Source organism: Pseudomonas brassicacearum (genome assembly GCF_000585995.1).
Lineage (GTDB): Bacteria > Pseudomonadota > Gammaproteobacteria > Pseudomonadales > Pseudomonadaceae > Aquipseudomonas > Aquipseudomonas brassicacearum_A.
Window position 1 is genome coordinate 5919173 of record NZ_CP007410.1, and the last position, 24806, is coordinate 5943978.

Below are 24806 nucleotides of genomic sequence, written 5' to 3' on the forward strand. Positions count from 1 at the left end.
GGTTTACGGTATACAGACGGGCTTACCGTCAGATCCATGGAATTCACCTTGCTGGAGCCACACATGCCGCTACGATCGCTCGTTTTGCTCAGTCTTTTCAGCCTGCTGATGGCGTGCAGCAGCGACGCCCCCAAGCCCGCGGCGCCCGCACCGGCCCCGGCGCCGAAACAGGCCCAGGAAAAAGCCCGCCAGGCCGCCGAGCTGGGGCCGTTGCCGGCGTACCAGCGCGAAATCAGCGGCACCTTGCAGGGCGTTCCGGCCGGGGCCGAGGTCGAACTGGCGTTGCTGGTGATCGATGACAAGGACCGTCCGCAACAATTGCTCGCCAGTTCCAGCCTGATCGGTACCCACCAGGCCCTGCCCTTCCGCCTGCGCTTCAACCCCGACGCCTTCCCGGTTGGCGCTCGCGTGGAACTGCGTGGCCGCGCCAGCCAGTCCGGCCAGTTGATCCTGCACTTGCCGGAACAACGCATCACTCAACCGACCACCCAGGTGCTGGGCGCCCTGCAATTCGTCAAAGCACCATGACGGCACCGCAGGACCTGCAACACGCGTTGGGTGAGTTGCTGGGCGACGCGCGCCTGGTGGCCTGCCCGCTACCCGGCACCGACCTGAAACTGTGGCTGATCGACGGCGACAACATGGACCGTGCCTTCAGCCCGGAGGAAACCCGCCGCATCCTCCATGAACCGCCTTACTGGAGTTTCTGCTGGGCCAGCGGCCTGTCGATGGCCCGCTACCTAGCCGAACAGCCGCAGTGGGTCGAAGGCAAGCGGGTGCTGGATTTCGGCGCCGGTTCCGGCGTCGCGGGCATCGCGGCGATCAAGGCCGGAGCGTCGGAAGTGGTGGCCTGCGACTTGGATCCGCTGGCGATTGCCGCGTGCCAGGCCAATGCCGCGCTCAATGGCGTAGAACTGGGTTACTCGACGGATTTCTTCGCCGAAGCCGACCGCTTCGACCTGATCCTGGTCGCCGACGTACTCTACGACCGAGCCAACCTGCCACTGCTCGATCACTTCCTCAGCCGCGGCCGTGAGGCGCTGGTGGCCGATTCCCGGGTGCGGGACTTCCAGCATCCACTGTACCGGCGCATCGCAATGCTGGAAGCCATGACCTTGCCGGACCTGGCCGAGCCTGAAGAGTTTCGCCATGTGAGCCTGTACCACGCGCGGCGCTGGCCCTGAAAGCATCGCGAGCAGGCTCGCTCCCACAGGGGGGCGCATGAGCACTTGAGATCCCTTGTGGGAGCGAGCTTGCTCGCGATGGGGCCCTGCCAATCAACACATCTCTTACCGCCGCCCCGCTTTCAGCCACCCCCACCACGCCGTATAGTTGCCCCATTCAAGCGTTCTACGAGATCCCCCATGACCCAGGACACGCCCTACATCTTCGACGCCACCACCGCCGATTTCGACCAGTCGGTGATCGCGAACTCCTTCCACAAACCGGTACTGGTGGATTTCTGGGCCGAGTGGTGCGCACCGTGCAAGGCCCTGATGCCGATGCTGCAAACCATTGCCGAGAGCTATCAAGGTGAGTTGCTGCTGGCCAAGGTCAACTGCGACCTCGAGCAAGACATCGTCGCCCGCTTCGGCATTCGCAGCTTGCCCACCGTGGTGCTGTTCAAGGACGGCCAGCCGGTCGATGGCTTTGCCGGGGCCCAGCCGGAATCGGCGGTGCGCACGATGCTCGAGCCTCATGTGCAGATGCCGCCACCGGCCGCCGCCGACCCGTTCGAACAGGCCCAGGCGCTGTTCGACGATGGCCGCTTCGCCGACGCCGAAGCCCTGCTCAAAGTCTTGCTGAGTGAAGACAACACCAACGCCAAGGCCCTGATCCTGTACGCCCGTTGCCTGACCGAACGCGGCGAGCTGGACGAAGCGCAGACAGTACTGGACGCAGTGAAAAGCGATGAGCATAAAGCCGCGCTGGCCGGCGCCAAGGCGCAGATCCAGTTCCTCGGCCTGGCCAAGCACCTGCCGGACGCCGCCGACCTCAAGGCGCGCCTGGCGAAAGACCCGCAGGACGATGAAGCGGTGTACCAACTGGCGATCCAGCAACTGGCGCGCCAGCAGTACGAAGCGGCCCTGGATGCGCTGCTCAAGCTGTTCATGCGTAACCGCAGCTACAGCGAAGGCCTGCCTCACAAGACCTTGCTGCAAGTCTTCGAACTGCTGGGCAACGATCACCCGTTGGTGACGACCTATCGCCGTAAGCTGTTTGCGGCGTTGTATTAGAGGAGCAGCTACAAGCTACAAGCTACAAGCGGCAAGATTGCTTCAGCTTGAAGCTTGCGGCTTGTGGCTTACTGCTTCTTCTCCCACCCAACTATAGAGCGGCGTGTCCCCGCCGCTCAGCACCTTGACCTCGGCGCAGTGACGCAGGCGCACCAACAAGCGCTTGCCCGCCGAGGCACCGCCGGTCAGGCCTTCGAGCTGTTCCAGCAGGTCCGGACCGCTCAGTTGCCCGGCCTTGCGCAGCAAATCCTTGGCGATCTGCCACTGGGCATCGTCCTGGTTCGCCGGCTTGGCCGCCGGTGTCGCCGTGCCTTCGGATTTGGCTACTTGCAACTGCGCGCCAAGCTGCGCCCAGTCGCCTTCATCCATTTCGATCGACAAGTCCACCGGCCAATCGCCGACCGTTCCGCGTATCCGCAACATCACCGTGCTCCCGAAGATTTCATGTACCCATGCTCCCATGGGCCTTGCGCGACGCCAAGCAGACGGTCAAACTCTCCGCACTTTCGTTATGAGATTACATAACACAACTTGTACTTCCTGGAGACTCGTCATGCGTCGTCTGCTTCTCGCCCTGCCGTTCGCCCTGCTGCCCTTGGCTGTCGCTCACGCGGCCGTCGAGCATGACCACGACCATGAGCACGGCAGCCTCGGCGCCCATGAACACGGCGTTGCTCGACTGAACGCTGCACTGGACGGCCAGACCCTGGAGCTGGAACTGGAAAGCCCGGCGATGAACCTGGTGGGCTTCGAACACGCCGCCACCAGCGATGCCGACAAAGCCAAGGTCGCCGCTGCCCGTGCCCAACTGGAAAAACCCCTGGCGCTGTTCAACCTGCCGGCCGCCGCCAAATGCACCGTGGCCCAACAGGAACTGGAAAGCCCGTTGTTTGGCGATGAGCCGGACCACGAAGACCACGATGAAGACGCCGATGGCGACGAACACCACGAGCACAGTGAAATCCATGCCCACTATCAATTCACCTGCGCCGTCCCTGGCGCCCTGAAGAACCTGGACTTGGCGACACTGTTCAAAACCTTCCCGGCCACCCAGAAAATTCAGGTACAACTGATCAGCCCGAGCGGCCAGCAAGGCGTGGAAGTGACGGCCAAGGCGCCAGCCCTGAAATTCTGATTCACCGCAAAACCCAAACCCAATGTGGGAGCGAGCTTGCTCGCGATGAGGCCGGCACATCCAATGCAGATGCAGCCTGACACACCGCCATCGCGAGCAAGCTCGCTCCCACAGGGTTCACCTTGATCTGACCGGTTTCATATGACCCAAGCACTCATCGAACTGTCCGACCTGACCTTCAGCTGGCCCGGGCATCCGCCGCTGCTGGATATCCCGGCGTTTCGCCTGGAGGCCGGCGAAACCTTGTTCCTCAAGGGCCCGAGCGGCAGTGGCAAGACCACCCTGCTGGGGTTGCTGGGCGGTGTGCAGACGCCGGATCGCGGCAGCATCCGCCTGCTCGGCCAGGAACTCAGCGAACTGGGCGCCGGCAGTCGCGACCGGTTTCGCGTGGACCACACCGGCTACATCTTCCAACAATTCAACCTGCTGCCGTTTCTCTCGGTGCGCGAGAACGTCGAGCTGCCTTGTCACTTTTCCAAGCTGCGTGCACAACGGGCCATGCAGCGCCACGGCAGCATCGATCAAGCCGCCGCCACGCTGCTGGCCCACCTGGGGCTGACAGATCCGAACCTGCTGGAGCGCCGCGCCGACTCGCTGTCCATCGGCCAACAGCAACGGGTCGCCGCCGCCCGGGCCCTGATCGGCCAGCCGGAACTGGTGATCGCCGACGAGCCAACTTCGGCCCTGGATTACGATGCCCGGGAAAACTTCCTGCGGCTGTTGTTCGCCGAATGCCGCGAGGCCGGCTCGAGCCTGTTGTTCGTCAGCCACGACCAGAGCCTGGCGCCGCTGTTCGACCGCAACCTCTCGCTGGCCGATCTCAATCGCGCCGCCACGCCACTCGAGGTCTGAGATGTATTTGTTCCGTCTAGCCATGGCCAGCCTGGCGAACCGCCGCTTCACCGCGATCCTCACCGCTTTCGCCATCGCCCTTTCGGTATGCCTGCTGCTGGCGGTGGAACGGGTGCGCACCGAGGCGCGAAACAGTTTTGCCAGCACCATCAGCGGCACCGACCTGATCGTCGGCGCCCGCTCCGGCTCGGTGAACCTGCTGCTGTATTCGGTGTTTCGCATCGGCAATGCCACCAACAACATCCGCTGGGACAGCTTCGAACACTTCGCCAGCAACCCGAAAGTGAAGTGGGCGATCCCCATGTCCCTGGGCGATTCCCATCGTGGCTACCGGGTGATGGGCACCACCGAGGCCTACTTCGAGCACTACCAGTACGGCCGCCAGCAACACCTGGAACTGGCCGATGGCCGGGCTTTCGCCAGCGATCCGTTCGAAGTGGTGCTCGGTGCCGAAGTGGCCGAGGCGCTGCACTACAAACTCGGCGACAAACTGGTGCTGGCCCACGGCGTGGCGGTGGTCAGCCTGGTCAAGCATGACGACAAGCCCTTCACCGTGGTTGGGATTCTCAAGCGCACCGGCACCCCGGTGGACCGCACGCTGCACATTAGCCTCGGCGGCATGGAAGCGATCCACATCGACTGGAAAAATGGCGTACCCGCCCAGGGCAACGGCCGCATCAGCGCCGACCAGGCCCGTAACATGGACCTCACGCCCCAAGCGATCACCGCGTTCATGCTCGGCCTCAACAGCAAGATTTCCACGTTTGCCTTGCAGCGCGAGATCAATGAGTTCCGCGGCGAACCGTTGCTGGCGATTCTGCCCGGCGTGGCGCTGCAGGAGTTGTGGAGCCTGATGGGCACGGCGGAAAAGGCCCTGTTCGTGATTTCACTGTTCGTGGTGCTGACGGGCTTGATCGGCATGCTCACGGCGATCCTCACCAGCCTCAACGAACGCCGCCGGGAAATGGCGATCCTGCGTTCGGTGGGTGCACGGCCGTGGCACATCGCGACCCTGCTGGTGCTCGAAGCCTTTGCCCTGTCGCTGGCCGGGGTGAGCGCCGGGCTGGCCTTGCTATACATCGGCATCGCCGCGGCCCAGGGTTATGTGCAGTCGGCCTATGGTTTGTATCTGCCGCTGAGCTGGCCGAGCGAATATGAATGGACGCTCATGGCTGGCATCCTGCTCGCTGCCCTGCTGATGGGCAGCGTGCCGGCCTGGCGCGCCTATCGCCAATCGCTGGCCGATGGCCTGTCGATCCGTTTATGAGGACCGTGAAAATGCCCCGCGCCCTGCTTGCGCTGTTGATGATGGTCGCCCTGCCGCTGTGGGCGGCCGAGCCGAGGGACCTGGCCTGGTCGGAAATGATCCCGCCGGACGCGCCACCGGAAGTGCCGAACATGACCCCGCTGCACGACTTGTCGAAGATGAGCGATGCCCTCGCCGCCGAATCCGCCCCGGCGGCCAAGCAGGATTTGCCCAACGCCCCGGTGGTCAAGGCCCTCGACGGCCAGCAGATTCGTTTGCCGGGCTACATCGTGCCGCTGGAAGTCAGCGAGGAAGGCCGCACCACCGACTTTTTGCTGGTGCCGTACTTCGGCGCCTGCATCCACGTGCCGCCACCGCCGTCGAATCAGATCGTGCATGTGAAAAGCGAGGTCGGCGTGAAGCTCGACGAGTTGTATCAGCCGTATTGGGTCGAGGGGCCGATGCAGGTCAAGCCGTCTACCAGTGAGCTGGCCGACGCCGGGTATCAGATGGAGGCGCAGAAGATTTATGTGTATGAGCTGCCGGAGTGAACCCGGTAGTGATGTGCAGTCAGTCAGATAGCTATCGCGAGCAAGCTCGCTCCCACAGTTGATCGTGTTTCTTCAGAAAGAATGCGGTCGAATGATGTGGGAGCGAGCTTGCTCGCGATGGTTCCCTCAAATTTTCTCATCGGCGCTTTTATTGAGCTGAGTCAATTAAACACCCCCTGACTCATTGAGCTGGGTCAAAAGACCGGACCAGACGGCTTCGTACCATGAGACATCAAATTTCGATGCCCTCTGGAGCCCTCATGAACAAGTCCTTGCTCTGCGCTTCCCTCGCCGCCCTCGCGCTCGCCGCCCCACTCGCCCAGGCCCACACGGCCGGCGATATTATCGTTCGCGCCGGTGCCATTACCGTCAATCCCGAAGCCGACAGTTCCAGCGTCAAGGTCGACCGTGGCCCGCTGGCCGGTGCCGATCTGGGCGGCAAGGCGACCATGAGCAGCGACACGCAACTGGGCCTGAACTTCGCCTACATGATCACCAACAACCTGGGCATCGAACTGCTGGCGGCCTCGCCGTTCGAGCACGATGTGAAGATCAAAGGCACCGCCCTGGGCGCGGCCAACAACAAGCTCGGCACCCTCAAGCACCTGCCGCCGACCCTGAGCCTGGTCTACTACCCGCTCGACGCCAAGTCGGCCTTCCAGCCTTATGTCGGCGCCGGCATCAACTACACCTGGATCTACGACGAACACGTCGGCAGCACAGCCAGCGCCAACGGCTTCAGCAACTTTCAAGCGAGCAACAGCTGGGGCATGGCGTGGCAAGTGGGCGCAGACTACATGCTGACCGACAACGTGATGATCAACGGCCAGATTCGCTACATCGACATCGACACCACTGCTTATGTCGACAACAACGCCGTGGCCGGCGGGACCCGGGCCAAGGTAAATGTCGAAGTGGACCCATGGATCTACATGGTGGGGTTGGGCTACAAGTTTTAACCTGCTGCACAATGGCAAGTTGATAACACATCCTGTGGCGAGGGAGCTTGCTCCCGTTGGGCTGCGAAGCAGACCCAAAGAGGTTGCGACCGCTTCGCGCTCGAGCGGGAGCAAGCTCCCTCGCCACAGTGTTCACTCCAGCACTGTGTAGCTCATGAAAAAGGCGCCTCGAAAGGCGCCTTTTTCATTCAGCGGCCCAGCAACCGCGCCAATCCCACACTCATCGGCGTTTGCGGGGGAAAGCTGAAGCGCTCCAACAAGCGACGATTGTCGGCCCGGGAATGGCGGATATCGCCGGAGCGTGCCGGGCCATAGCTGATCGGCGGCAGGTCACCGACCACCGCGGCCAGGGCCTGGAGCATCTGCTTGAGGGTCGTGGCCTGGTTCCAGCCGACGTTCACCGCCCCCACTTCCACCTCAGGCTTTTCGATGGCTTGCACCAGCAAGTCCACCAGGTCTTCGACGTAGACAAAGTCCCGGGTCTGCTCACCGTCGCCAAACACGGTGATCGGCAGGCCTTTGTGTGCCCGTTCGCTGAAGATGCTGATGACCCCGGAATACGGCGAGGACGGATCCTGGCGCGGGCCGTAGATGTTGAAGAAGCGGAACACCACCGGTTCCAGCGCGTGCTGGCGGCGATAGAAGTCGAAGTAGAACTCGCTGGCCAACTTATCGGAGGCATAAGGCGTGAGCGGCGCCTTGGGGGTTTCTTCGTCGATCGACTCGCCTTCGCCATTGTTGCCATAGACCGCTGCGCTGGAAGCGAACAGCACCCGCTTCACACCGGCCTGGCGCATGGCTTCGCAGACATTCAGGGTGCCGATGAAGTTGCTCTGGTGCGTGCGCACCGGGTCGTCCACCGAGGCTTGTACCGAAGCCACGGCGGCCAGGTGCGCTACGGCGCTGCAACCGGCCATGGCCCGGGCCACCAGCGCGGCATCGGCGACGTCGCCTTCGATCAGTTCGACAGCAGGGTTATCCAGCGGCAGGTTGCTGCGCTTGCCGGTGGACAGGTCATCGAGGATGCGTACCGAATGTCCCTTGGCAAGCAGAGCGTCGGTCAGGTGCGAACCAATGAAACCCGCGCCGCCGGTGATTAAAACAGGGCCTTCAGCCATGGCGATAAAACCTATCCAGTAAGCCCGGGAGGGCGGCGCGCCAGGCGCGGGGCTTGATCCCGAAGGTGTGCAGTATTTTCTTGCAGGCCAGCACCGCGTGCTGCGGTTCTTCCGCGGCGTCCGGCCGTGCGGCGTGAGCCTGGGGCGTGGGTGACTCGACCGCCAGGGGATGCAGGGCGCGGGCTTCGGTGAGGATCGCCTGGCCCAGCGCCAGCGGCGTGGTCGCCTCGTGTCCGGCGTAATGATAGGTGCCCCACAGCGGAGCGGCGCAATCGAGTTGCTTGAGCACCGAGATAATCACCCGTGCCGCATCGTCCACCGGCGTCGGATTACCCCGACGGTCATCGGCCAGCAGCAGCTCTTCGGGTTGTTCGGCCCGGGCCAGGAAACGTCCAAGGATGCCATCGACGCTGTCGTCCAGCAGCCAGCCGAAACGCAGCAGCACATGCTGTGGGCAGGTGGCGCGCACGCTTTGCTCGATCCGCCACAACGCCTGGCCACGCAAGCCCAGGGGCACAGGTTCGTCCTTTTCGCTGTAGGCGGTGGCACGGGAACCGTCGAACACGCGATAGCTCGACGGTTGCAGCAAGACGATGTTGTGATGCTGGCACAGCTCGGCCAGGCGCTCGACAGCGCGCTCCTGGCCGGCCAGGCGCTGCTCGCTGACGGCCTCGGCTTGAAACCAGTCGAAGTAGTACGCCAGGTTGATCAAGGCGTCCGGGCGGGTGTCGTCGAGCAGTTGCGTCAGGCTCGCGGCATCCCAACCGTCTTCGGGTGGGCGGGGGGCAAGAAAACCGATGTCTTCTTCTGCACCGAGGCGAATCAGCGCCTGCCCAAGGGCATTTCCGCCGCCCAGTAACATAAGGCGCATTCGCATAAAGTCAGCAGGCCCAGTCTATTGGCACAAGAATTTGGTCGATAACGCCCGCAGGCGTTGTCGGAATCGTTGCATTTTGCGGGTTTAGTGCGCAACCGTCATCCGTAAAGTGTGGATCCGAGGTCGGTTGGACACCTTGAGGCCGCCATCGCGAGCAAGCTCGCTCCCACAGGGTTCGGTTGTGAACGCAAAATCTGTTGCTACAAAAAACAATTGTGGGAGCGAGCTTGCTCGCGATGAGGCCCTGACAGGCGACAGAGATCTTAGCCGATACTTGCGTCCTCCCCACCTCGCCCGCATAAACTGATCCTATGAATCTGCCCCTTGCAGCCGACCACGCCATGGCAGGCTTTCACCCCGCCGTTCGCGCCTGGTTCAGCCAGACCTTCCCGGCGGTCACGGCCGCCCAGGCCCAGGCGTGGCCGTTGATCGGCCAGCGCCGTTCGACCCTGGTGGCCGCGCCCACCGGTTCGGGCAAGACCCTGACCGCGTTTCTCGCTGTGCTCGATGACCTGGTGCATCGTGGCCTGGAACAGGGCGGCCTGCCGGACCAGACCCTGGTGGTCTACGTCTCGCCGCTCAAGGCGCTGAGCAACGACATCCAGATCAACCTGCAAAACCCGCTGGCCGGCATTACCGAACAGCTGCGGCAAATGCACTTGCCGCCCCTGCACATCACCACCGCCGTGCGCACCGGCGACACGCCGCAGAAAGAACGCACGGCGATGCGCAAGACCGCGCCACACATCCTGGTGACCACCCCCGAATCGCTCTACGTGCTGCTCGGTTCCGACTCCGGCCGGCAGATGCTCGCCAGCACCCGCACAGTGATCGTCGACGAAATCCACGCGATCGCCGCCAGCAAGCGTGGCAGCCACCTGGCCTTGAGCCTGGAGCGCTTGCAGGCGCTGTGTGCCGAACCACTGATGCGCATTGGCCTGTCGGCCACGCAAAAGCCTATCGAAGCGGTGTCACGGTTTCTCGTCGGTGAAGGCCGCGTCTGTGAAATCGTCGACATTGGCCACGCTCGCCCCCGGGACTTGGACATCGAGGTGCCGCCGGTGCCGCTCTCGGCGGTAATGGCCAACGACGTGTGGGAGCTGGTCTACAACCGCCTCGCCGAGCTGGCCCGGGAACACCGCACCACCCTGGTGTTCGTCAACACCCGGCGCCTGGCCGAACGCCTGAGTCGGCATTTGAGCGAGCGTCTGGGCAAGGACGCCGTGGCGGCCCATCACGGCAGCCTGGCCAAGGAGTTTCGCCTCGACGCCGAACAACGTCTCAAGCGCGGCGAATTGCAGGTGTTGATCGCCACCGCCTCCCTGGAACTGGGCATCGATATCGGCGATGTCGACCTGGTGTGCCAGATCGCCTCGCCCCGTTCAATCTCGGCGTTCCTGCAAAGAGTTGGGCGCTCTGGGCACCAGGTCGGCGGCACGCCCAAGGGCCGCCTGTTCGCCACCACCCGCGACGACTTGATCGAGTGCGCCGCCCTCCTCGACTGCGTGCGCCGTGGCGAGCTGGATATTTTGCACATTCCCAAGGCACCCCTGGACGTATTGGCCCAGCAGATCGTCGCCGAGGTCAGTTGCCAGGAATGGCAGGAACAGGCACTGCTGGAAACCTTGCGCCGCGCATCGCCCTACGCGGAACTGGATGAAGGGCATTACCAGGCGCTGTTGCAGATGCTCGCCGAAGGCCTCAACGGTCGCCAGGGTGTACGCAGTGCCTACCTGCACCGGGACGCCGTGACCCGCACCTTGCGCGGGCGCCGGGGCAGCAAGCTGACGGCGGTGACCAGCGGCGGCACCATCCCGGATAACGCCGACTACAGCGTGCTGCTCGAACCCCAGGGCCTGAACATCGGCAGCGTCAACGAAGACTTCGCGGTGGAGAGCATTGCCGGCGATGTGTTCCAACTGGGCAATACGTCCTACCGCATCATCCGCGTCGAGAGCGGTCGCGTGCGGGTCGAGGACGCCCAGGGCCAACCGCCGACCATTCCGTTCTGGCTCGGCGAAGCCCCAGGGCGCAGCGACGAATTGTCCCTGGCCGTGGCACGCCTGCAAGCCCAGCTCGATCAATTGCTCGGCGCCACCCCGGGCAATCTGCAACCGGCCCTGGATTGGCTGACCGGCACCTTGCAACTGAACCTGGCCAGCGCCGAGCAATTGCTGGATTACCTGGCGCCAGCACGCCTGGCCTTCGGCGCCCTGCCGTCCCAGGACACGCTGCTGATGGAGCGATTTTTCGATGAGTCCGGCGGCACGCAACTGATCATCCACACGCCGTTCGGCAGCCGCATCAACCGCGCCTGGGGCCTGGCCTTGCGCAAGCGTTTCTGCCGCACCTTCAATTTCGAACTGCAAGCGGCCGCCAGCGAGGACGCCATCGTGCTGTCGCTGTCCACCAGCCACAGCTTCGAGCTGGACGAGGTCTGGCGCTACCTCAACAGCCACAGCGCCGAGCAGATCCTGATTCAGGCGGTGCTGGATGCGCCGCTGTTCGGTGTGCGCTGGCGCTGGAATGCCGGCGTGGCCCTGGCCTTGCCGCGCTACACCGGCGGGCGCAAAGTCGCCCCGCAGATTCAGCGGATGAAAAGCGAAGACCTGATCGCCAGTGTGTTTCCCGACCAGATCGCCTGCCTCGAGAACCTCGCTGGCGAGCGGGAGATTCCCGACCATCCGCTGGTGGAACAGACCCTCGACGATTGCCTGCACGAGGCCATGGACAGCGAAGGCTGGCTGGCGCTGTTGCGGCGCATGGAGGCCGGCGAGATTCGCCTGATCAGCCGCGACCTGCCGGCGCCCTCGCCCCTGGCAGCGGAAATCCTCAGCGCCCGGCCCTACACCTTTCTCGACGACGCGCCGCTGGAAGAACGTCGCACCCAGGCGGTGATCAACCGGCGCTGGAGCGATCCACATTCCACCGATGACCTGGGCGCGCTGGACGCCGAGGCTATCCAATCGGTCCGGGACGAAGCCTGGCCGAGCCCCGCCAATCTCGATGAAATGCACGAAGCCCTGATGAGCCTGGCCTGCATCGCCGACAGCGAGGCCAGCGCCCACGCGCCGTGGCTGGATTGGTTGCAGGCCCTGGCCGAACACGGGCGCGCCAGCCATGTGCAGATCAGCGCCGAGCGCGGCCTGTGGGTGGCGTTGGAGCGGCTGACCTGCCTGCAAGCGGTTTATCCACAGGCCCAATGGAAGCCATCGCTGACACCCCTGGCCGGTTTCGATGAAGCCTGGGATGGCGACGAAGCCCTGGTGGAAGTGCTCCGCGCCCGGCTCAGCGCCTTTGGCCCGCTGCCGTTGAAAGCCATCGCCTACCCGTTGGGGTTGTCGACACCGCAGGTCACCCAGGCCCTGGCGCTGCTCGAGCAGCAGGGTTACGTGCTGCGTGGCCGTTTCACGCCGGGCACCGGCCAGGAGGAATGGTGCGAGCGGCATTTGTTGGCGCGCATCCATCGCTACACCGTCAAGCGCCTGCGCCGGGAAATCGAGCCGGTGATGCTGCAGGATTTCATGCGCTTCCTGTTCGACTGGCAGCACCTGTCGCCCACCACCCAGGGCCGGGGCAGCGCTGTGCTGCCATCGATCATCAGCCAGTTCGAAGGCTACCCGGCCGCTGCCTCGGCCTGGGACAGCGATTTACTGTCGGCGCGGATCAAGGACTATTCGCCAAGTTGGCTCGATGAGTTGTGTCGCAGCGGCAAGCTGGTGTGGACGCGCCTGAGCGCTCGCCAGAAGCTCTCGGCCAGCGCCCTGCGCAGTACGCCGGTGGTGTTGCTGCCGCGCAGCCAGGTGGCGCTGTGGAGCAGCCTGGCCGAGCAAACCCCGGTCAGCGAACTGTCGCCCAAGACGCAGAAAGTCCATCAAGCCCTCAGCGAGCATGGCGCGTTGTTTTTTGACGAACTGCTGCACGAAGCCCACCTGCTGCGCAGCGAACTGGAAATCGCCTTGCAGGAACTGGTGGGCGCCGGGTTGGTGAACGCCGACAGCTTCGCCGGCCTGCGCGCGCTGATCACCCCCGCCAGCAAACGCCAGGCCCGCAGCAGTCGGCGCGGGCGCGGGGCGTTTGTCGGTGGCATGGACGACGCCGGGCGCTGGGCCTTGTTGCGCCGCAGCCAACCCGCACCCGCGCAAGGCAACCGCCCGGCGCCGACACCGCCCGAGACACTGGAACACATTGCCATGACCCTGTTGCGCCGCTACGGCGTGGTGTTCTGGCGCTTGCTGGAGCGGGAGGCCGACTGGTTGCCGAGCTGGCGCGAACTGCTGCGCACCTTTCATCGGTTGGAGGCCCGGGGCGAGATTCGGGGCGGGCGGTTCGTCAGCGGGCTGGCGGGCGAACAATTCGCCCTGCCCGAAGCCATTCCATTGCTGCGCGAAGTGCGCCGCCGCCCCACCGACGGCAGCCTGGTGGCGGTGTGCGGCGTCGACCCGCTGAACCTGGCCGGCACCCTGCTGCCGGGGGCGAAGGTGCCGGCGCTGGCAAGTAATCGGCTGGTGTATCGCGATGGGTTGCCGGTGGCGGCGCAGATTGCTGGCAAGCAGCAGTTGTGGGTGGAGTTGGATGGGCTGGGGATGACTGAGGTCAGGAATAAGCTGATCCAACACCATTAGCCCTACACACCAAACTGTTTGGTCCGGGGACTTGGGTCCGGGAACATGCATGGTTAACCTGTGGCGAGGGAGCTTGCTCCCGCTGGGCTGCGTAGCAGCCCCAAAACACACATCCGCACGATGCAATATCCGCCCAAAAGCGACGACTGCTGCGCAGCCGAGCGGGAGCAAGCTCCCTCGCCACAGGTGACCGAGCCGGCCTTTCGAATCAAGACTCCTCTCCCGCTTCCTTCGGCTCATCCACGAACCGCTTGGGCAACATCACCTGCTGTGGATAAGTCTGCGCAAAATGCACCGCCGGATGGTTATCCACAAGCTTCTTCAAGCGCTGGTTGAACGCCCGGCTCACCGCGTACTGCCCACCCGACACCGTACGGAACTGCGCCGTGAGCACCACGCCGTTGAGGTCCATCTTGTCCACGCCGAACACATCCAGCGGTCCTTGCAGGTTGAACTTGAGGAACGGGTCTTCGGAGATCGAGTGTCCGGCTTCGCGAATCAGCTCGATGGCCTGGTCCACGTCGGTGTCGTAGGTGAACTGCACCGAGAAGAACGCGAAGGCAAATTGCCGGGATTGGTTGGTCACGGCCTTGATCTGACCGAACGGCACCGAATGCACGAAGCCCTTGCCGTCGCGCAGGCGCAGGGTGCGGATGGTCAGGCCTTCGACAGTGCCGGCATGGCCGGAGTCGAGCACCACCCAGTCGCCGATGGACAGCGTGTCCTCGATGATGATGAACAGCCCGGTGATCACGTCCTGCACCAATTGCTGCGAACCGAAACCGATCGCCAGCCCCACCACCCCGGCACCTGCCAGCAACGGCGCGACGTTGATGCCCAGGTTGGCCATGGTGGTGATCGCGCAGATCACCACCAGGATGATTTTCGCCGCGTTGCGCAGCAGCGGCAGGATGGTCTTGATCCGCGTGCTGGGCTGGCGGGCCCCGCGTTTGTTCAGCGGTGGTTTCAAGGCTTCCTGGATCGCCGTGTCGAGCACCACCCACGTGAGCCAGGTCATCAGGAAGATCAGGCCGATGCGGCTCAAGGAATCACTGATCGCCCGGCCTATGGCATTGCGCGAGGCGAACTCGAACAGCGAAATCCCCCAGATCCGCCCGAGGATTTCAATGAACGCAACTGCCATGACGATCCGCAACAACGCATGCAGCAAGCTCAACAGGCGGCCTTTATAGGCACTGTTACGCTGGATGGCCTCGGCCTTGGGCGACTTGAAGATGTGCTGGAATACCGTGCTGAGAAACACCATCGCAATCAGCAGGATCGTGGTGAACAACGCGCACCGCAGGGCTTTCTGGTTGTCTTCGCCAACGCCAATCAGGCTCACCGCCGACACCAGCACCATCAGCAGGATCGGCCAGTACCAGAGCCCGGAAAAAATCCGCAGCGACTCTTGCAGGGCCGGCTGCTTCAAGCGCTGGGCCAATGGCCGGTTGCGGATCAGGTGCGCCACCGGCCGGCGCAGGCGAATCACCAGCCAGCCGAAGATCACCGAGGCGAACAAGCCGGTGAATACCGCGATGCTGCTGGTGATGTTGCCACCCAATTGCCGGGCGATCTGCGGGCTGGTCAGGGCATCGCTGAGGGCGGCGAGAAAGCCGATCATGAACAGCGGCCTGGGGCTGAAGTGACGGATCATCGCCACCGCCCGGCGTTTGTGACCGGCGTTGAACATCACGATCACACACAGCAGCACTGACGTGGAGAAAATACCGCTGCTGGTGGCGTAGGCGAAACACAGCGCCAAGGCGCGCCCCACCGAGACTTGCAGGAAATGGCTGACGTACAGGGTCAGCGGCAGGCAGACCAACGCCGGTACGGTATAGGGCAGCAGGTAACCGAGCAGGTCCCGGACCCGCTGGCGGGTGCGCAGCCAACGGCGCGGGCCCAAGTGTTGCACCAGCAGCCGCGCCGCTGTCCAGATCAGCGCGAAGGCCCCGATCCAGACGCCGGACAGCAAGAGGAAATCCCCCGCTATGCGCCAGGATGAACGGGAAGTCTGGTTCACCAACCGGTCCACCTCATCCGCCGCCCGATCCGCCCGCAGGCGCCAGGCGTCCACCAGGCTCTGGTTGAGGTCGAGTTTGTCCTGGACGTCGTCGATGCTCGAACTGATGGCCCCCAATAAACCGCCCTGCACCAGCGGCTCGGGTTCGGCGGGGGCTTCATTGGGGTTTGAGGTGCCGGGGATAGCGGCGGTCCCGTGGGCGTCCGTGCCGGTCAATGCCAACAAAACCAGCAACAATGCGGTACTCAATCGAGACAAAACGCGAGGCTCCTTCACACAGGTTCGGTAAGGAACTGATCAATTATGGGCTGGCAAGTTCGCCCGCAAGACCAATACCAAACCCCGTGGCGAGGGAGCTTGCTCCCGCTGGGCTGCGCAGCAGCCCCAAAACAGGGCCGCTGCGCGCCCCAGCGGGAGCAAGCTCCCTCGCCACAAAAAAACAAAAGTGCTCTCCCTCATGTGGGAATACCCCCTCCCCACAATGACCGCCCCGCCCCCACCGCCGGTAAGCCCATCGAAACTTTCTACGCCCCCGGCAGTCATCACAAAACAGAGGCTGCACGAGGTCATTGGCACGGGAGGGACACATGACGGCGATCCACATTGGCATTTCCGGTTGGCGTTACACGCCTTGGCGGGGCGATTTCTACCCCAAGGGGCTGACCCAGAAACGGGAATTGCAATTTGCTTCGCGAGCGGTCAACAGCATCGAAATCAACGGATCGTTCTACGCCCTGCAACGCCCCGAACGGTATGCCCAGTGGTACGCCGAGACGCCGCCCGGCTTTGTGTTCAGCGTCAAGGCGCCGCGTTTCATCACCCACATCAAGCGCCTGCGGGACATCCGCAAGCCGCTGGCCAATTTCTTCGCCTCCGGCGTGCTGGAGCTCAAGGAGAAACTGGGCGCCATCCTCTGGCAGTTTCCGCCCAGCTTCAAATTCGACCCCGAGCTGTTCGAAGACTTTCTCAAGCAACTGCCCCACGACACCGAAGGCGCTGCCGCCCTGGCCGGCGAGCACGAACCGCGCCTGGACGGCCACGCCAGCACCAAGACCGATAAAAAACGCCCGCTGCGCCACGCCGTCGAAATCCGTCATGAGAGTTTCATCGACCCGCACTTCATCACCTTGCTCAAGCGCTACGACATTGCCCTGGTGATCGCCGACACCGCCGGCAAGTGGCCCTATCGCGAAGACGTCACCAGCGATTTCGTCTACCTGCGCCTGCACGGCGCCGAGGAGCTGTACGCCAGCGGTTATACCGAGGCGGCGTTGAAACGCTGGGGTGACCGGATCCAGGCCTGGAGCCAAGGCAAGCAGCCCGCCGACGCGCACCTGATCGACCCGAAAAAGAAACCCCGGGCACGCAAGAGCCGGGAAGTGTTCTGCTATTTCGACAACGACATCAAAGTCCGCGCGCCCTATGACGCACGCCACTTACTGGAGCGCTTCGACCTGGACAAGGACCTCGCCACCACACCCGGTGAACGCCCGGCCGAGGGAGTATTGCCATGAGCATTCCAGAATCCACCGAAGCGACCCACGATCCGACCCAGCACCTGGCCCAGGATGTCGGGCGGATCAACCGTTTCACCGTGCTGACGGTCAACACCCATAAGGGTTTCACCGCCCTGAACCGGCGTTTCATCCTGCCGGAACTGCGCGAAGCGGTGCGCAGCGTGTCCGCCGACGTGGTGTTTTTGCAGGAAGTGCACGGCACCCACGAACACCACCCGCAGCGCTACAACAACTGGCCAAGCATGCCCCAATACGAATTTCTCGCCGACAGCCTCTGGCCGCAGTTCGCCTACGGGCGCAACGCGGTCTACCCGGCAGGCGACCACGGCAATGCGCTGTTGTCGAAATTCCAGATCATCCGCCACGACAACATCGACATGTCCATCAGCGGCCATGAAAACCGCGGCATGCTCCACAGCGTGCTGCGCCTGCCGGGTGGCGACGGGCTGCACATCCATGCCATTTGCGTGCACCTGGGGCTGCGCGAAGGTCATCGCGTCGAGCAATTGAAACTGCTTTGCCAGCGTTTGAGTGAACTGCCGCCCGAGGCGCCCGTGATCGTCGCCGGGGACTTCAACGACTGGCGCGGCAAGGCCAGTGAGCTGCTCGAGCCCTGTGGCCTGCGGGAAGTGTTTGCCGAGCAGTTGGGCAAGCCGGCCCGCAGCTTTCCAGCGCGCTTGCCGATCCTGCGCCTGGACCGCATCTACGTGCGCAACCTCAAGGCCCATCACCCCAAAGTGCTGAGCGTACGTCCCTGGTCGCACCTGTCCGACCATGCACCGCTGTCGGTGGAGATCGAATTATGAGCGCGACGATGAACAAGGCGACGGTGGAACAGATCGAAGTTCCGCCCACCGAGCGCAACCCGGCGCTCGCCGACATCGAGTACGGCTGGCACGGCAACAACCGGGTCACGCTGTTGGAAAACGGCGAGGAATATTTCCCCCGGGTTTTCGAGGCCATTCGCCGCGCCGAGAGCGAAATTCTGCTGGAAACCTTCATCCTGTTCGAGGACAAGGTCGGCAATGAACTGCGGGATCTGCTGGTAGATGCCGCCCAGCGCGGCGTGCGCATCACCGTCAGCCTCGACGGCTTCGGTTGCGGTGAGCTGACCACCGAGTTCCTGGCGTCGTTGAGCGAGGCCGGCGTGCGCCTGCAAATGTTCGATCCCGCCCCCCGGCACTTGGGGATCCGTACCAACTGGTTCCGCCGCCTGCACCGCAAGATCGTGGTGGTGGACGGGGTGATTGCGTTTATCGGCGGAATCAATTTTTCCGCTGATCACCTGGGTGATTTCGGCCCCGAGGCCAAGCAGGATTACTCCGTGGAGGTCAAAGGCCCGGCGGTGGTGGATATCCATCACTTCGCGCTGTTGCAGAGCGGCCGGCCTTCGCGGGCCAAATATTGGTGGCAACGGCGCCGCAGCCGTCGCAACGAGCTGGCTTTCAACGATCATGACGGCCAGGTGCGCCTGGTCTATCGCGACAATCATGAGCATCAGACCGACATCGAAGAGGTTTACCTGCAAGTGCTGCGCAGCGCCCAGCGGCGGGTGGTGATCGCCAATGCCTATTTCTTCCCTGGCTACCGGTTGCTGCGGGAAATCCGTAATGCGGCGCGGCGTGGCGTGGAAGTGCGGCTGATCCTGCAGGGCCAGCCGGACATGATGGTGGCCAAGCTCGCGGCGCGGATGCTTTACCACTACCTGCTCAAGGCCGGCGTGGTGATCTACGAGTACTGCGAGCGACCGTTGCACGGCAAAGTCGCGCTGGTGGATGAGGATTGGAGCACTGTCGGCTCAAGCAACCTCGACCCGCTGAGCCTGTCCCTGAACCTGGAAGCCAACGTACTGATCCGCGACCGGGGCTTCAACCGCGAACTGTTCCAGCGACTCGATCATCTGAGCCGCAACCACTGCACCGTCATGCCCGAGAATCACGCCCCACGGGGCCTGCTGTGGCGCATGACCATCGGTTTCATGGTGTTCCACTTCCTGCGCCACTTTCCGGCCTGGGCCGGCTGGCTGCCGGCCCATAAACCGCGTCTGAAACCTTTTTCGCCGCCGACGGCGGTTCGGAGCGAGCCCCATGAACCACTCTGAAGCGCACACCGCGCCGAGAGACGCCCACGCGCCGGAACAGGCCAAACCGGCGTCGCGCTGGAGCCGCTGGAAAAGACCGCTGACCCTGGCCTTCTTCCTGCTGCTGATCGTGCTGTTCACGACCCTGGCCCGACGCATCGACTGGTCGGAAGTATTCGCCACCCTGGCGGACTTCAAGGTGCGCACCTTGATCATCGCTGGCGCGTTGACCATTACCAGTTTCATTACCTACGCCTGCTTCGACCTGATCGGCCGCACCTACATCCGGCAGAAACTGGGCTGGCGACAAATCTTGCCGGTGGGGGTGATCAGCTACGCCTTCAACCTCAACCTCAGCGCCTGGGTCGGCGGCATCGCCATGCGCTATCGGCTGTATTCGCGGCTCGGGGTCAGCACCGGCAACATCGCCAAGATCCTTGGCCTGAGCCTGGCCACCAACTGGTTCGGCTACATGACCCTGGCCGGCGTGGTGTTCAGCAGCGGCCTGGTGACGATGCCGCCAGGCTGGAAACTGAGCAGCGGTGCGCTGCAAGGCGTGGGTGCACTGTTGCTGCTGGTGAGCGCCGGTTACCTGGTGGCCTGTCGGTTCTCCAAGCGGCGGGCCTGGACGATTCGCGGCATGGAAATCAATCTGCCATCGCTGCGCATGGCCATGCTGCAACTGGCCCTGGGGGCGCTGAACTGGTCGTTGATGGCTGCGGTGATCTTCACCTTGCTGCCCGGCAAACTGGATTATCCAATGGTGCTCGGCGTGTTGCTGATCAGCAGCATTGCCGGGGTCATTACCCACATTCCGGCGGGGCTCGGGGTGCTGGAAGCGGTGTTTATCGCGGTGTTGCAGCATGAGGTGTCGCGGGGCAGCCTGTTGGCGGGGCTGATTGCGTACCGGGCGATCTACTTCATCTTGCCGCTGTTGATTACGGTGGTGATGTATCTGGTGATCGAGGCGAAGGCCAAGGCGCTGCGGGTCAAGCCAGGGCTCAAGCGCTGAGGTGCCACGCCTGGCCCTATCGCGAGCAAGCTCGCTCCCACAGGGGATGTGCAGTGGACATGGGTTTTGTGTTCACAGGAGATCCAAGGTGGGAGCGGGCTTGCTCGCGATAGGGCCCGCACCAGCACCACAAAAATCAGCGCTCCTGGATAATGCTCAACCGCTCTCCCACCACCATTTCCGTGATCCAGTCCACCAGGATCGAGGTGTAGGCCTGTTGTGATACAGGGTCGCTCAGGGCATGGTCGGCGCCGTCGATGATCCGGTGGGTCAACGAATGGGTCTGCTGGCACGCGGCGCGGTAGCTCATGATGGTGGCATGGGGGACGTGATCGTCGGTCTCCGACTCCACCAGCAGCACATCACCAGTGAACTGCGAACAGGCATGCAAGGCGCGGTTGGTGTCGGCGTGCACCAGGGTGCTGCGATAATCCAGCAGGTCGCTCTTGTCCAGGTCGCGCTTGGGCGTGTGCCATTGCTCGTCGCGGTACAGCGCCGGGACCCGCAAGGCCAACCAGCGCACAGGCCGCAGCGATGTCAGAATCGAGGCCAGGTAACCGCCATAACTGGTGCCCACCACCGCAATCGCCGAGGTGTCCAGGGCCGGGTGCGCGAGCAGCCGGTCGTAGGCCGTCAGCAGATCCCGCAAGTTGTCCTCCCGCGTCACCCGTGACAGCGGAATGCCCGCCCCGCCGGTGTGCCCGCGCAAGTCAAAGGTCAAACACACGCAGCCCAGGCCGGCGATGCCTTTGGCCCGTTCCAGATCACGTTCCTGACTGCCGCCCCAGCCGTGCACAAATAACACGCCGGGCACCTTCGACTTGGGGCTCAGGAATGTCCCGTTCATGTGTTCATCGTCGATCTCAATCTGAATGGTTTCGCTTCTAGCCGTCATAGGAATGAACCGTTACGTATTTAAGAAGGAAGTCTCCATTGTGCGCCTCGCCGCGATACACCTCGGTGGCCCCGGGGGGCAGCGGCTGGTCGGTGTAGGTTTCCACCGAGGACACGCGAACCGCGTTGGTCGATGGGTCCTCGACGAACACTTGCAACGCCGCCAGCTCCGCACTGCTGGCCCCACCCATGCGCCACGACTGCTCCAGCACGCCGCCCCGGGGCTGGCCGGCGGCGTCGAGGCCCTGGGCAATGTCGTAATTGCGCCGCGAGGCGAAGAAGCCCGGGTAGGCCTGGTTGGCGGCGTCATCAAACACCTGGGCCAGGCGCACTGCTTCACGCACGTCGTCAGGCAACTCAAGCCTGAGCAATTCGATGTAGCCGCCCTGCACCACCAGCAGATCCGAGCCGCCGTAGACTTCCAGGCCTTCGCTGTCGCGGGTCAGGTGTTGCACGCCGCAATAGCTGACGACCTTGCCGCTGATGAAGCTCTGGCCAACGCTCTGGGTCTGGACCTCACTGAGGTTCTGTTCCAGCACCACCCCGTCGCGAAACAGCGCCTGGGCATCGGGCCTGGCGACGATTTCGTCGAACTGCGCCAAGCTCTTGATCACCCGCTGGTCGCGCCCGGCACAGGCATGCACAGGCTTGAGGCGGATCGCTCCCGAGTAAAGCAACTGCTCGGCGGCCTGGCGTGCGTCCTGGAGCGCAAAGACACTCACGCCATCAAGCACCGCGCCACGGGTGAGCTTGGCAAACAATGGCGACCAGCCTTTGGGCGCCACGGCATCCTTATTCAACAGACCGTGGGTAATCGCCTTGGTGCAGATAAAATCATGCTCGACATAACCGCCCCATAAATCCTCCGGACCCTTGATGCCCAAGCGCAACGCGGCCTCGGCGCCGATCAGGGTTTGCGTAGGCACCAGATACACATCACGCCCGGTATGTTGTTGGTCGTCATAACTGCCGCCGTACTCAAAGCCCAGGATCTGCGCCAGCCAACGGGCCAGTGCGCGATTGGTTTCGACTTCATGGAGCGGTGCGTGAGGGTTGACCGAGTGGGCCACTACCGTTTTGTTGCGATTGACTGACGTCATGCGATGCCCTTTTACCTGTGCTCGATGGCGGTAGATAGAGGGGTGCAGAGATCAGGCCAACGGTGTGTCGAGCCGGGAGGAGCAGGGAAACGGGCGTATCGGAGGGAGTTGATAGCACCTGGCCTGTTTCATTCTGCACGACCCGCGGCCGTCATCCCGCAAATTGCACGATGGAGTGCAAATCCCCGTGGCGAGGGAGCTTGCTCCCGCTGGGGTGCGAAGCGCCCCCATAAAACCGACGCTTGCAATGGGACTGCTGCGCAGTCCAGCGGGAGCAAGCTCCCTCGCCACAGGTGTCAGTCTCAGCTTTTTGAAACAGCCGGCGGATTCACCCCAAACTTCGCCCGATAATCACTCGGCGCCAACCCGGTGATCTTCTTGAACGTCGCTCGAAAAGCGCTTGGGTCTTGATAGCCGACGGTCCAGGCAATGTGGTCGATGGTGCCATTGGTGAACTCCAGCATTTCCCGAGCCTTGCCGACGCGCAGGTGCTGGCAGTATTCAGTGGGCTTGAGTCCGGTGGCGGCGCGAAACCGGCGCAGGAAGGTGCGTTCTTCCAGACCGGCCCGTTCAGCCATCGCGCCGAGGGATACGTCTACCGCGCCGCTGCTTTGCAACCAATGCTGGACCTTGAGAATCGCCGCATCGCCATGTCCGAGAATGGGGGCAAAGTTACTGCCGCACTGGCTCGCGCTATCGCTGTGTTCGATCACCAGAAATTGCGCCGTGCGCGTGGCGATGCTGGGCCCGAGCAGGCGGTCCACCAAGCGCAGCCCGAGCTCCGACCACGCCATCAACCCGGCCGTGGTAATCAGGTCGCCGTCGTCGACGATGGGTTTGTCGGCGTTGAGTTTGATCTTGGGGTAACGCGCGGCGAAGCTCTTGGCCGAGGTCCAATGGGTGGTGGCGCTGCGGCCGTCGAGCAAGCCGCTTTCGGCCAGCAGGATCGAGCCTACGCACACCCCGCCCAACACCGTGCCGCCGGCATGCTGGGCACGCAGCCAAGCCATCAGTGCCCGGGAAATCTGGCCCTCACTGAAGCCGGCGAGGGACGGCGGAATCAGCAACGCAACCAGCTTGCCCGCGGGGCCGGTAGCACTGTCGAACACACGCTGCGGTGCCTCATCACCCTCTGCTTGCCAGTGGCTCACCCGCAGCTGTGGCAGTTGCGCGCTGGCCTGCTCGGCGGCGATCCGCTGTGCCACCGCAAACAGATCGGTCAGGCCGTGCACCGCCGCCAGTTGCGCACCGGGATAAATCAGTACCCCGAGTTCGGCGACTGCCCTTTCCTGCACCATTGTCAGTTTTCCCTCGCTTATTGTCGTTGCGGCCAATCCTCGAACCGGCGGTAAAGGCCAATACTGGCGCCCTACCCCATCCGATCAAGGAAGCCCTCATGTCCAAGCAAGCGCTCATCGTAGTCGATATCCAGAACGACTACTTCCCCCAAGGAAAATGGCCGTTGGTCGGCGCCGAAGCTGCTGCCGACAACGCCGCGAAGCTGATTGAAGCTTTTCGCCAGGCCGGCGATCAGGTGGTGCACATCCGCCACGAGTTCACCTCCGACGACGCGCCGTTCTTCACGCCGGGCTCCGAAGGCGCCAAGTTGCACCCCAAGGTGCTCAACCGCGCCGACGAACCGGTGGTACTCAAACATTTCGTCAATTCGTTTCGCGAAACCGAACTGCAAGCCCTCCTCGACCACCACGGCATCGAACAACTGGTGGTGGTCGGCAGCATGAGCCACATGTGCGTCGACGGCGTCGTGCGGGCGGCGGCAGACCTGGGCTACGACGTCACGGTGATCCATGATGCCTGCGCCACCCTCGACCTGGAATTCAATGGTGTCGTCGTTCCAGCCGTCCAAGTGCATGCGGCGTTCATGGCGGCGCTGGGGTTTGCTTATGCGAGCGTGGTGAGTGCTGAGCAATTTCTGACTGCCGGCCGGACGCAGCCATAAGCTCCAAGCGAAAAAAAACCGCGCCTCGGAAACCGAAGCGCGGTTTTGTCTTTAGCTTGAAGCTAGCGACTTGAAGCTATGAGCTGCATTTAGAACGGAATATCGTCATCAAAGCTGTCGAAATCCGGAGCCGGTTGCGGCGCGGCCTGTTGTGGGGCCGGGCGCTCGCGTTGTGGCTGTGGAGCCGACTGCTGTGGACGAGGCGCCTGCTGACGTGGGGCTGGGGCCGATTGCTGGTAGTTGTTGCCACCTTGTTGCTGGTCGCCCTGTGGACGGCCGCCCAGCAGTTGCATGGTGCCTTGCATGTCGACCACGATTTCGGTGGTGTAGCGCTTGATACCGTCTTTTTCCCACTCGCGGGTCTGCAGCTTGCCTTCGATGTACACCTGCGAACCCTTGCGCAGGTATTCGCCGGCGATCTCGGCCACCTTGCCGAACATCGACACGCGGTGCCATTCGGTCTTCTCGACCTTCTGGCCGGTCTGCTTGTCGGTCCACTGTTCGCTGGTCGCCAGACTCAGGTTGGTCACGGCGTTGCCGTTCGGCAGGTAGCGAACTTCGGGATCCTGGCCGCAAGTACCGACCAATATGACTTTGTTAACCCCACGGGCCATAAC

The 24806-nt window shown here is 63.3% G+C and carries 22 protein-coding genes; 14 read left to right on the plus strand and 8 right to left on the minus strand.

Annotation, left to right across the window (positions count from 1 at the left end):
* Positions 1-63 precede the first annotated feature (63 nt).
* The 3 genes from CD58_RS25410 (at position 64) to trxA (ending at position 2237) form a co-directional block, all read left to right on the plus strand.
* The gene (locus tag CD58_RS25410; protein ID WP_025215727.1) at positions 64-528 is read left to right on the plus strand and encodes a YbaY family lipoprotein; all 465 of its coding nucleotides are present in this window, start codon (positions 64-66) and stop codon (positions 526-528) included.
* Positions 525-1184, plus strand: coding sequence for a class I SAM-dependent methyltransferase (locus CD58_RS25415; protein WP_025215728.1), 660 nt, complete (start codon positions 525-527; stop codon positions 1182-1184). The genes CD58_RS25410 and CD58_RS25415 overlap by 4 nt, the downstream gene beginning before the upstream one ends.
* A gap of 180 nt (positions 1185-1364) precedes the next feature.
* Entirely contained in the window at positions 1365-2237 is an 873-nt protein-coding gene (gene trxA / locus CD58_RS25420) for a thioredoxin (RefSeq protein ID WP_025215729.1), read from the plus strand.
* 42 nt (positions 2238-2279) lie between these two features.
* Here the strand turns inward: trxA and CD58_RS25425 are convergent, their stop codons facing one another.
* Positions 2280-2660: a hypothetical protein gene (locus CD58_RS25425; RefSeq protein ID WP_025215730.1), complete on the minus strand. Its 381-nt coding sequence runs from the start codon at positions 2658-2660 to the stop codon at positions 2280-2282.
* Between the two features lie 130 nt (positions 2661-2790).
* Between CD58_RS25425 and CD58_RS25430 the strand changes: the two genes are divergently transcribed.
* The 5 genes from CD58_RS25430 to CD58_RS25450 all read left to right on the plus strand — a co-directional run bounded on the left by CD58_RS25430 (position 2791) and on the right by CD58_RS25450 (position 6980).
* Positions 2791-3372, plus strand: coding sequence for a DUF2796 domain-containing protein (locus CD58_RS25430; RefSeq protein ID WP_025215731.1), 582 nt, complete (start codon positions 2791-2793; stop codon positions 3370-3372).
* Positions 3373-3513: 141 nt separating this feature from the next.
* Complete coding sequence (locus CD58_RS25435) at positions 3514-4224, plus strand: ABC transporter ATP-binding protein (protein ID WP_025215732.1); 711 nt, start codon at positions 3514-3516, stop codon at positions 4222-4224.
* A 1-nt stretch (position 4225) separates the two neighbouring features.
* Complete coding sequence (locus CD58_RS25440) at positions 4226-5491, plus strand: ABC transporter permease (protein WP_025215733.1); 1266 nt, start codon at positions 4226-4228, stop codon at positions 5489-5491.
* Positions 5492-5502: 11 nt separating this feature from the next.
* Positions 5503-6021, plus strand: a complete 519-nt coding sequence (locus tag CD58_RS25445) for a DUF3299 domain-containing protein (RefSeq protein ID WP_025215734.1) — start codon at positions 5503-5505, stop codon at positions 6019-6021.
* A gap of 260 nt (positions 6022-6281) precedes the next feature.
* Entirely contained in the window at positions 6282-6980 is a 699-nt protein-coding gene (locus tag CD58_RS25450) for an OmpW/AlkL family protein (protein WP_025215735.1), read from the plus strand.
* A 188-nt stretch (positions 6981-7168) separates the two neighbouring features.
* Here the strand turns inward: CD58_RS25450 and CD58_RS25455 are convergent, their stop codons facing one another.
* Both CD58_RS25455 and CD58_RS25460 read right to left on the minus strand, forming a co-directional pair.
* The gene (locus CD58_RS25455) at positions 7169-8098 is read right to left on the minus strand and encodes an NAD-dependent epimerase/dehydratase family protein (protein ID WP_025215736.1); all 930 of its coding nucleotides are present in this window, start codon (positions 8096-8098) and stop codon (positions 7169-7171) included.
* A complete protein-coding gene (locus CD58_RS25460) occupies positions 8091-8975 on the minus strand; it encodes a sugar nucleotide-binding protein (protein WP_038436731.1) in 885 nt (294 codons plus the stop codon). Before CD58_RS25460 ends, CD58_RS25455 begins: the two co-directional genes overlap by 8 nt.
* Before the next feature lie 311 nt (positions 8976-9286).
* Here CD58_RS25460 and CD58_RS25465 point away from each other — a divergent pair, with 311 nt between their 5' ends.
* Positions 9287-13600 (plus strand): DEAD/DEAH box helicase, encoded by a 4314-nt coding sequence (locus tag CD58_RS25465; protein ID WP_025215738.1) that lies wholly within the window; start codon positions 9287-9289, stop codon positions 13598-13600.
* A gap of 208 nt (positions 13601-13808) precedes the next feature.
* Here CD58_RS25465 and CD58_RS25470 read toward each other — a convergent pair whose 3' ends face one another.
* Complete coding sequence (locus tag CD58_RS25470; protein WP_025215739.1) at positions 13809-15884, minus strand: mechanosensitive ion channel family protein; 2076 nt, start codon at positions 15882-15884, stop codon at positions 13809-13811.
* 329 nt (positions 15885-16213) lie between these two features.
* On the opposite strand from CD58_RS25470, the gene CD58_RS25475 reads away from it, so the two are divergent.
* Genes CD58_RS25475 through CD58_RS25490 form a run of 4 tightly spaced genes read left to right on the plus strand, consistent with a single transcriptional unit; the run spans position 16214 to position 20235 of the window.
* Positions 16214-17140, plus strand: coding sequence for a DUF72 domain-containing protein (locus tag CD58_RS25475; protein WP_025215740.1), 927 nt, complete (start codon positions 16214-16216; stop codon positions 17138-17140).
* Entirely contained in the window at positions 17137-17949 is an 813-nt protein-coding gene (locus tag CD58_RS25480) for an endonuclease/exonuclease/phosphatase family protein (protein WP_025215741.1), read from the plus strand. The genes CD58_RS25475 and CD58_RS25480 overlap by 4 nt, the downstream gene beginning before the upstream one ends.
* Positions 17946-19244, plus strand: a complete 1299-nt coding sequence (gene clsB / locus CD58_RS25485) for a cardiolipin synthase ClsB (RefSeq protein WP_080712618.1) — start codon at positions 17946-17948, stop codon at positions 19242-19244. Before CD58_RS25480 ends, clsB begins: the two co-directional genes overlap by 4 nt.
* Positions 19231-20235: a lysylphosphatidylglycerol synthase domain-containing protein gene (locus CD58_RS25490; RefSeq protein ID WP_025215743.1), complete on the plus strand. Its 1005-nt coding sequence runs from the start codon at positions 19231-19233 to the stop codon at positions 20233-20235. Before clsB ends, CD58_RS25490 begins: the two co-directional genes overlap by 14 nt.
* Positions 20236-20371: 136 nt before the next feature.
* On the opposite strand, the gene CD58_RS25495 is transcribed toward CD58_RS25490, so the two are convergent.
* The 3 genes from CD58_RS25495 to CD58_RS25505 form a co-directional block, all read right to left on the minus strand.
* Positions 20372-21130 carry an alpha/beta hydrolase family protein gene (locus tag CD58_RS25495; RefSeq protein WP_025215744.1) on the minus strand — a complete coding sequence of 253 codons (759 nt, stop codon included), beginning with the start codon at positions 21128-21130 and terminating at the stop codon, positions 20372-20374.
* Positions 21120-22229, minus strand: coding sequence for a DUF3182 family protein (locus CD58_RS25500; protein ID WP_025215745.1), 1110 nt, complete (start codon positions 22227-22229; stop codon positions 21120-21122). Before CD58_RS25500 ends, CD58_RS25495 begins: the two co-directional genes overlap by 11 nt.
* A 302-nt stretch (positions 22230-22531) precedes the next feature.
* Entirely contained in the window at positions 22532-23527 is a 996-nt protein-coding gene (locus tag CD58_RS25505) for a GlxA family transcriptional regulator (RefSeq protein WP_025215746.1), read from the minus strand.
* Between the two features lie 98 nt (positions 23528-23625).
* Between CD58_RS25505 and CD58_RS25510 the strand changes: the two genes are divergently transcribed.
* Positions 23626-24189 (plus strand): cysteine hydrolase family protein, encoded by a 564-nt coding sequence (locus CD58_RS25510; protein ID WP_025215747.1) that lies wholly within the window; start codon positions 23626-23628, stop codon positions 24187-24189.
* A gap of 89 nt (positions 24190-24278) precedes the next feature.
* Here the strand turns inward: CD58_RS25510 and CD58_RS25515 are convergent, their stop codons facing one another.
* A complete protein-coding gene (locus tag CD58_RS25515; RefSeq protein WP_025215748.1) occupies positions 24279-24803 on the minus strand; it encodes a single-stranded DNA-binding protein in 525 nt (174 codons plus the stop codon).
* Positions 24804-24806: the final 3 nt, after the last annotated feature.

Bases quoted from the DNA above. Each gene is read 5' to 3' on its own strand.
- CD58_RS25410 (WP_025215727.1), top strand. From the start codon at position 64: ATGCCGCTACGATCGCTCGTTTTGCTCAGTCTTTTCAGCCTGCTGATG.
- CD58_RS25415 (WP_025215728.1), top strand. From the start codon at position 525: ATGACGGCACCGCAGGACCTGCAACACGCGTTGGGTGAGTTGCTGGGC.
- trxA (WP_025215729.1), top strand. From the start codon at position 1,365: ATGACCCAGGACACGCCCTACATCTTCGACGCCACCACCGCCGATTTC.
- CD58_RS25425 (WP_025215730.1), bottom strand. From the start codon at position 2,660: ATGTTGCGGATACGCGGAACGGTCGGCGATTGGCCGGTGGACTTGTCG.
- CD58_RS25430 (WP_025215731.1), top strand. From the start codon at position 2,791: ATGCGTCGTCTGCTTCTCGCCCTGCCGTTCGCCCTGCTGCCCTTGGCT.
- CD58_RS25435 (WP_025215732.1), top strand. From the start codon at position 3,514: ATGACCCAAGCACTCATCGAACTGTCCGACCTGACCTTCAGCTGGCCC.
- CD58_RS25440 (WP_025215733.1), top strand. From the start codon at position 4,226: ATGTATTTGTTCCGTCTAGCCATGGCCAGCCTGGCGAACCGCCGCTTC.
- CD58_RS25445 (WP_025215734.1), top strand. From the start codon at position 5,503: ATGCCCCGCGCCCTGCTTGCGCTGTTGATGATGGTCGCCCTGCCGCTG.
- CD58_RS25450 (WP_025215735.1), top strand. From the start codon at position 6,282: ATGAACAAGTCCTTGCTCTGCGCTTCCCTCGCCGCCCTCGCGCTCGCC.
- CD58_RS25455 (WP_025215736.1), bottom strand. From the start codon at position 8,098: ATGGCTGAAGGCCCTGTTTTAATCACCGGCGGCGCGGGTTTCATTGGT.
- CD58_RS25460 (WP_038436731.1), bottom strand. From the start codon at position 8,975: ATGCGAATGCGCCTTATGTTACTGGGCGGCGGAAATGCCCTTGGGCAG.
- CD58_RS25465 (WP_025215738.1), top strand. From the start codon at position 9,287: ATGAATCTGCCCCTTGCAGCCGACCACGCCATGGCAGGCTTTCACCCC.
- CD58_RS25475 (WP_025215740.1), top strand. From the start codon at position 16,214: ATGACGGCGATCCACATTGGCATTTCCGGTTGGCGTTACACGCCTTGG.
- CD58_RS25480 (WP_025215741.1), top strand. From the start codon at position 17,137: ATGAGCATTCCAGAATCCACCGAAGCGACCCACGATCCGACCCAGCAC.
- clsB (WP_080712618.1), top strand. From the start codon at position 17,946: ATGAGCGCGACGATGAACAAGGCGACGGTGGAACAGATCGAAGTTCCG.
- CD58_RS25490 (WP_025215743.1), top strand. From the start codon at position 19,231: ATGAACCACTCTGAAGCGCACACCGCGCCGAGAGACGCCCACGCGCCG.
- CD58_RS25495 (WP_025215744.1), bottom strand. From the start codon at position 21,130: ATGACGGCTAGAAGCGAAACCATTCAGATTGAGATCGACGATGAACAC.
- CD58_RS25500 (WP_025215745.1), bottom strand. From the start codon at position 22,229: ATGACGTCAGTCAATCGCAACAAAACGGTAGTGGCCCACTCGGTCAAC.
- CD58_RS25505 (WP_025215746.1), bottom strand. From the start codon at position 23,527: ATGGTGCAGGAAAGGGCAGTCGCCGAACTCGGGGTACTGATTTATCCC.
- CD58_RS25510 (WP_025215747.1), top strand. From the start codon at position 23,626: ATGTCCAAGCAAGCGCTCATCGTAGTCGATATCCAGAACGACTACTTC.
- CD58_RS25515 (WP_025215748.1), bottom strand. From the start codon at position 24,803: ATGGCCCGTGGGGTTAACAAAGTCATATTGGTCGGTACTTGCGGCCAG.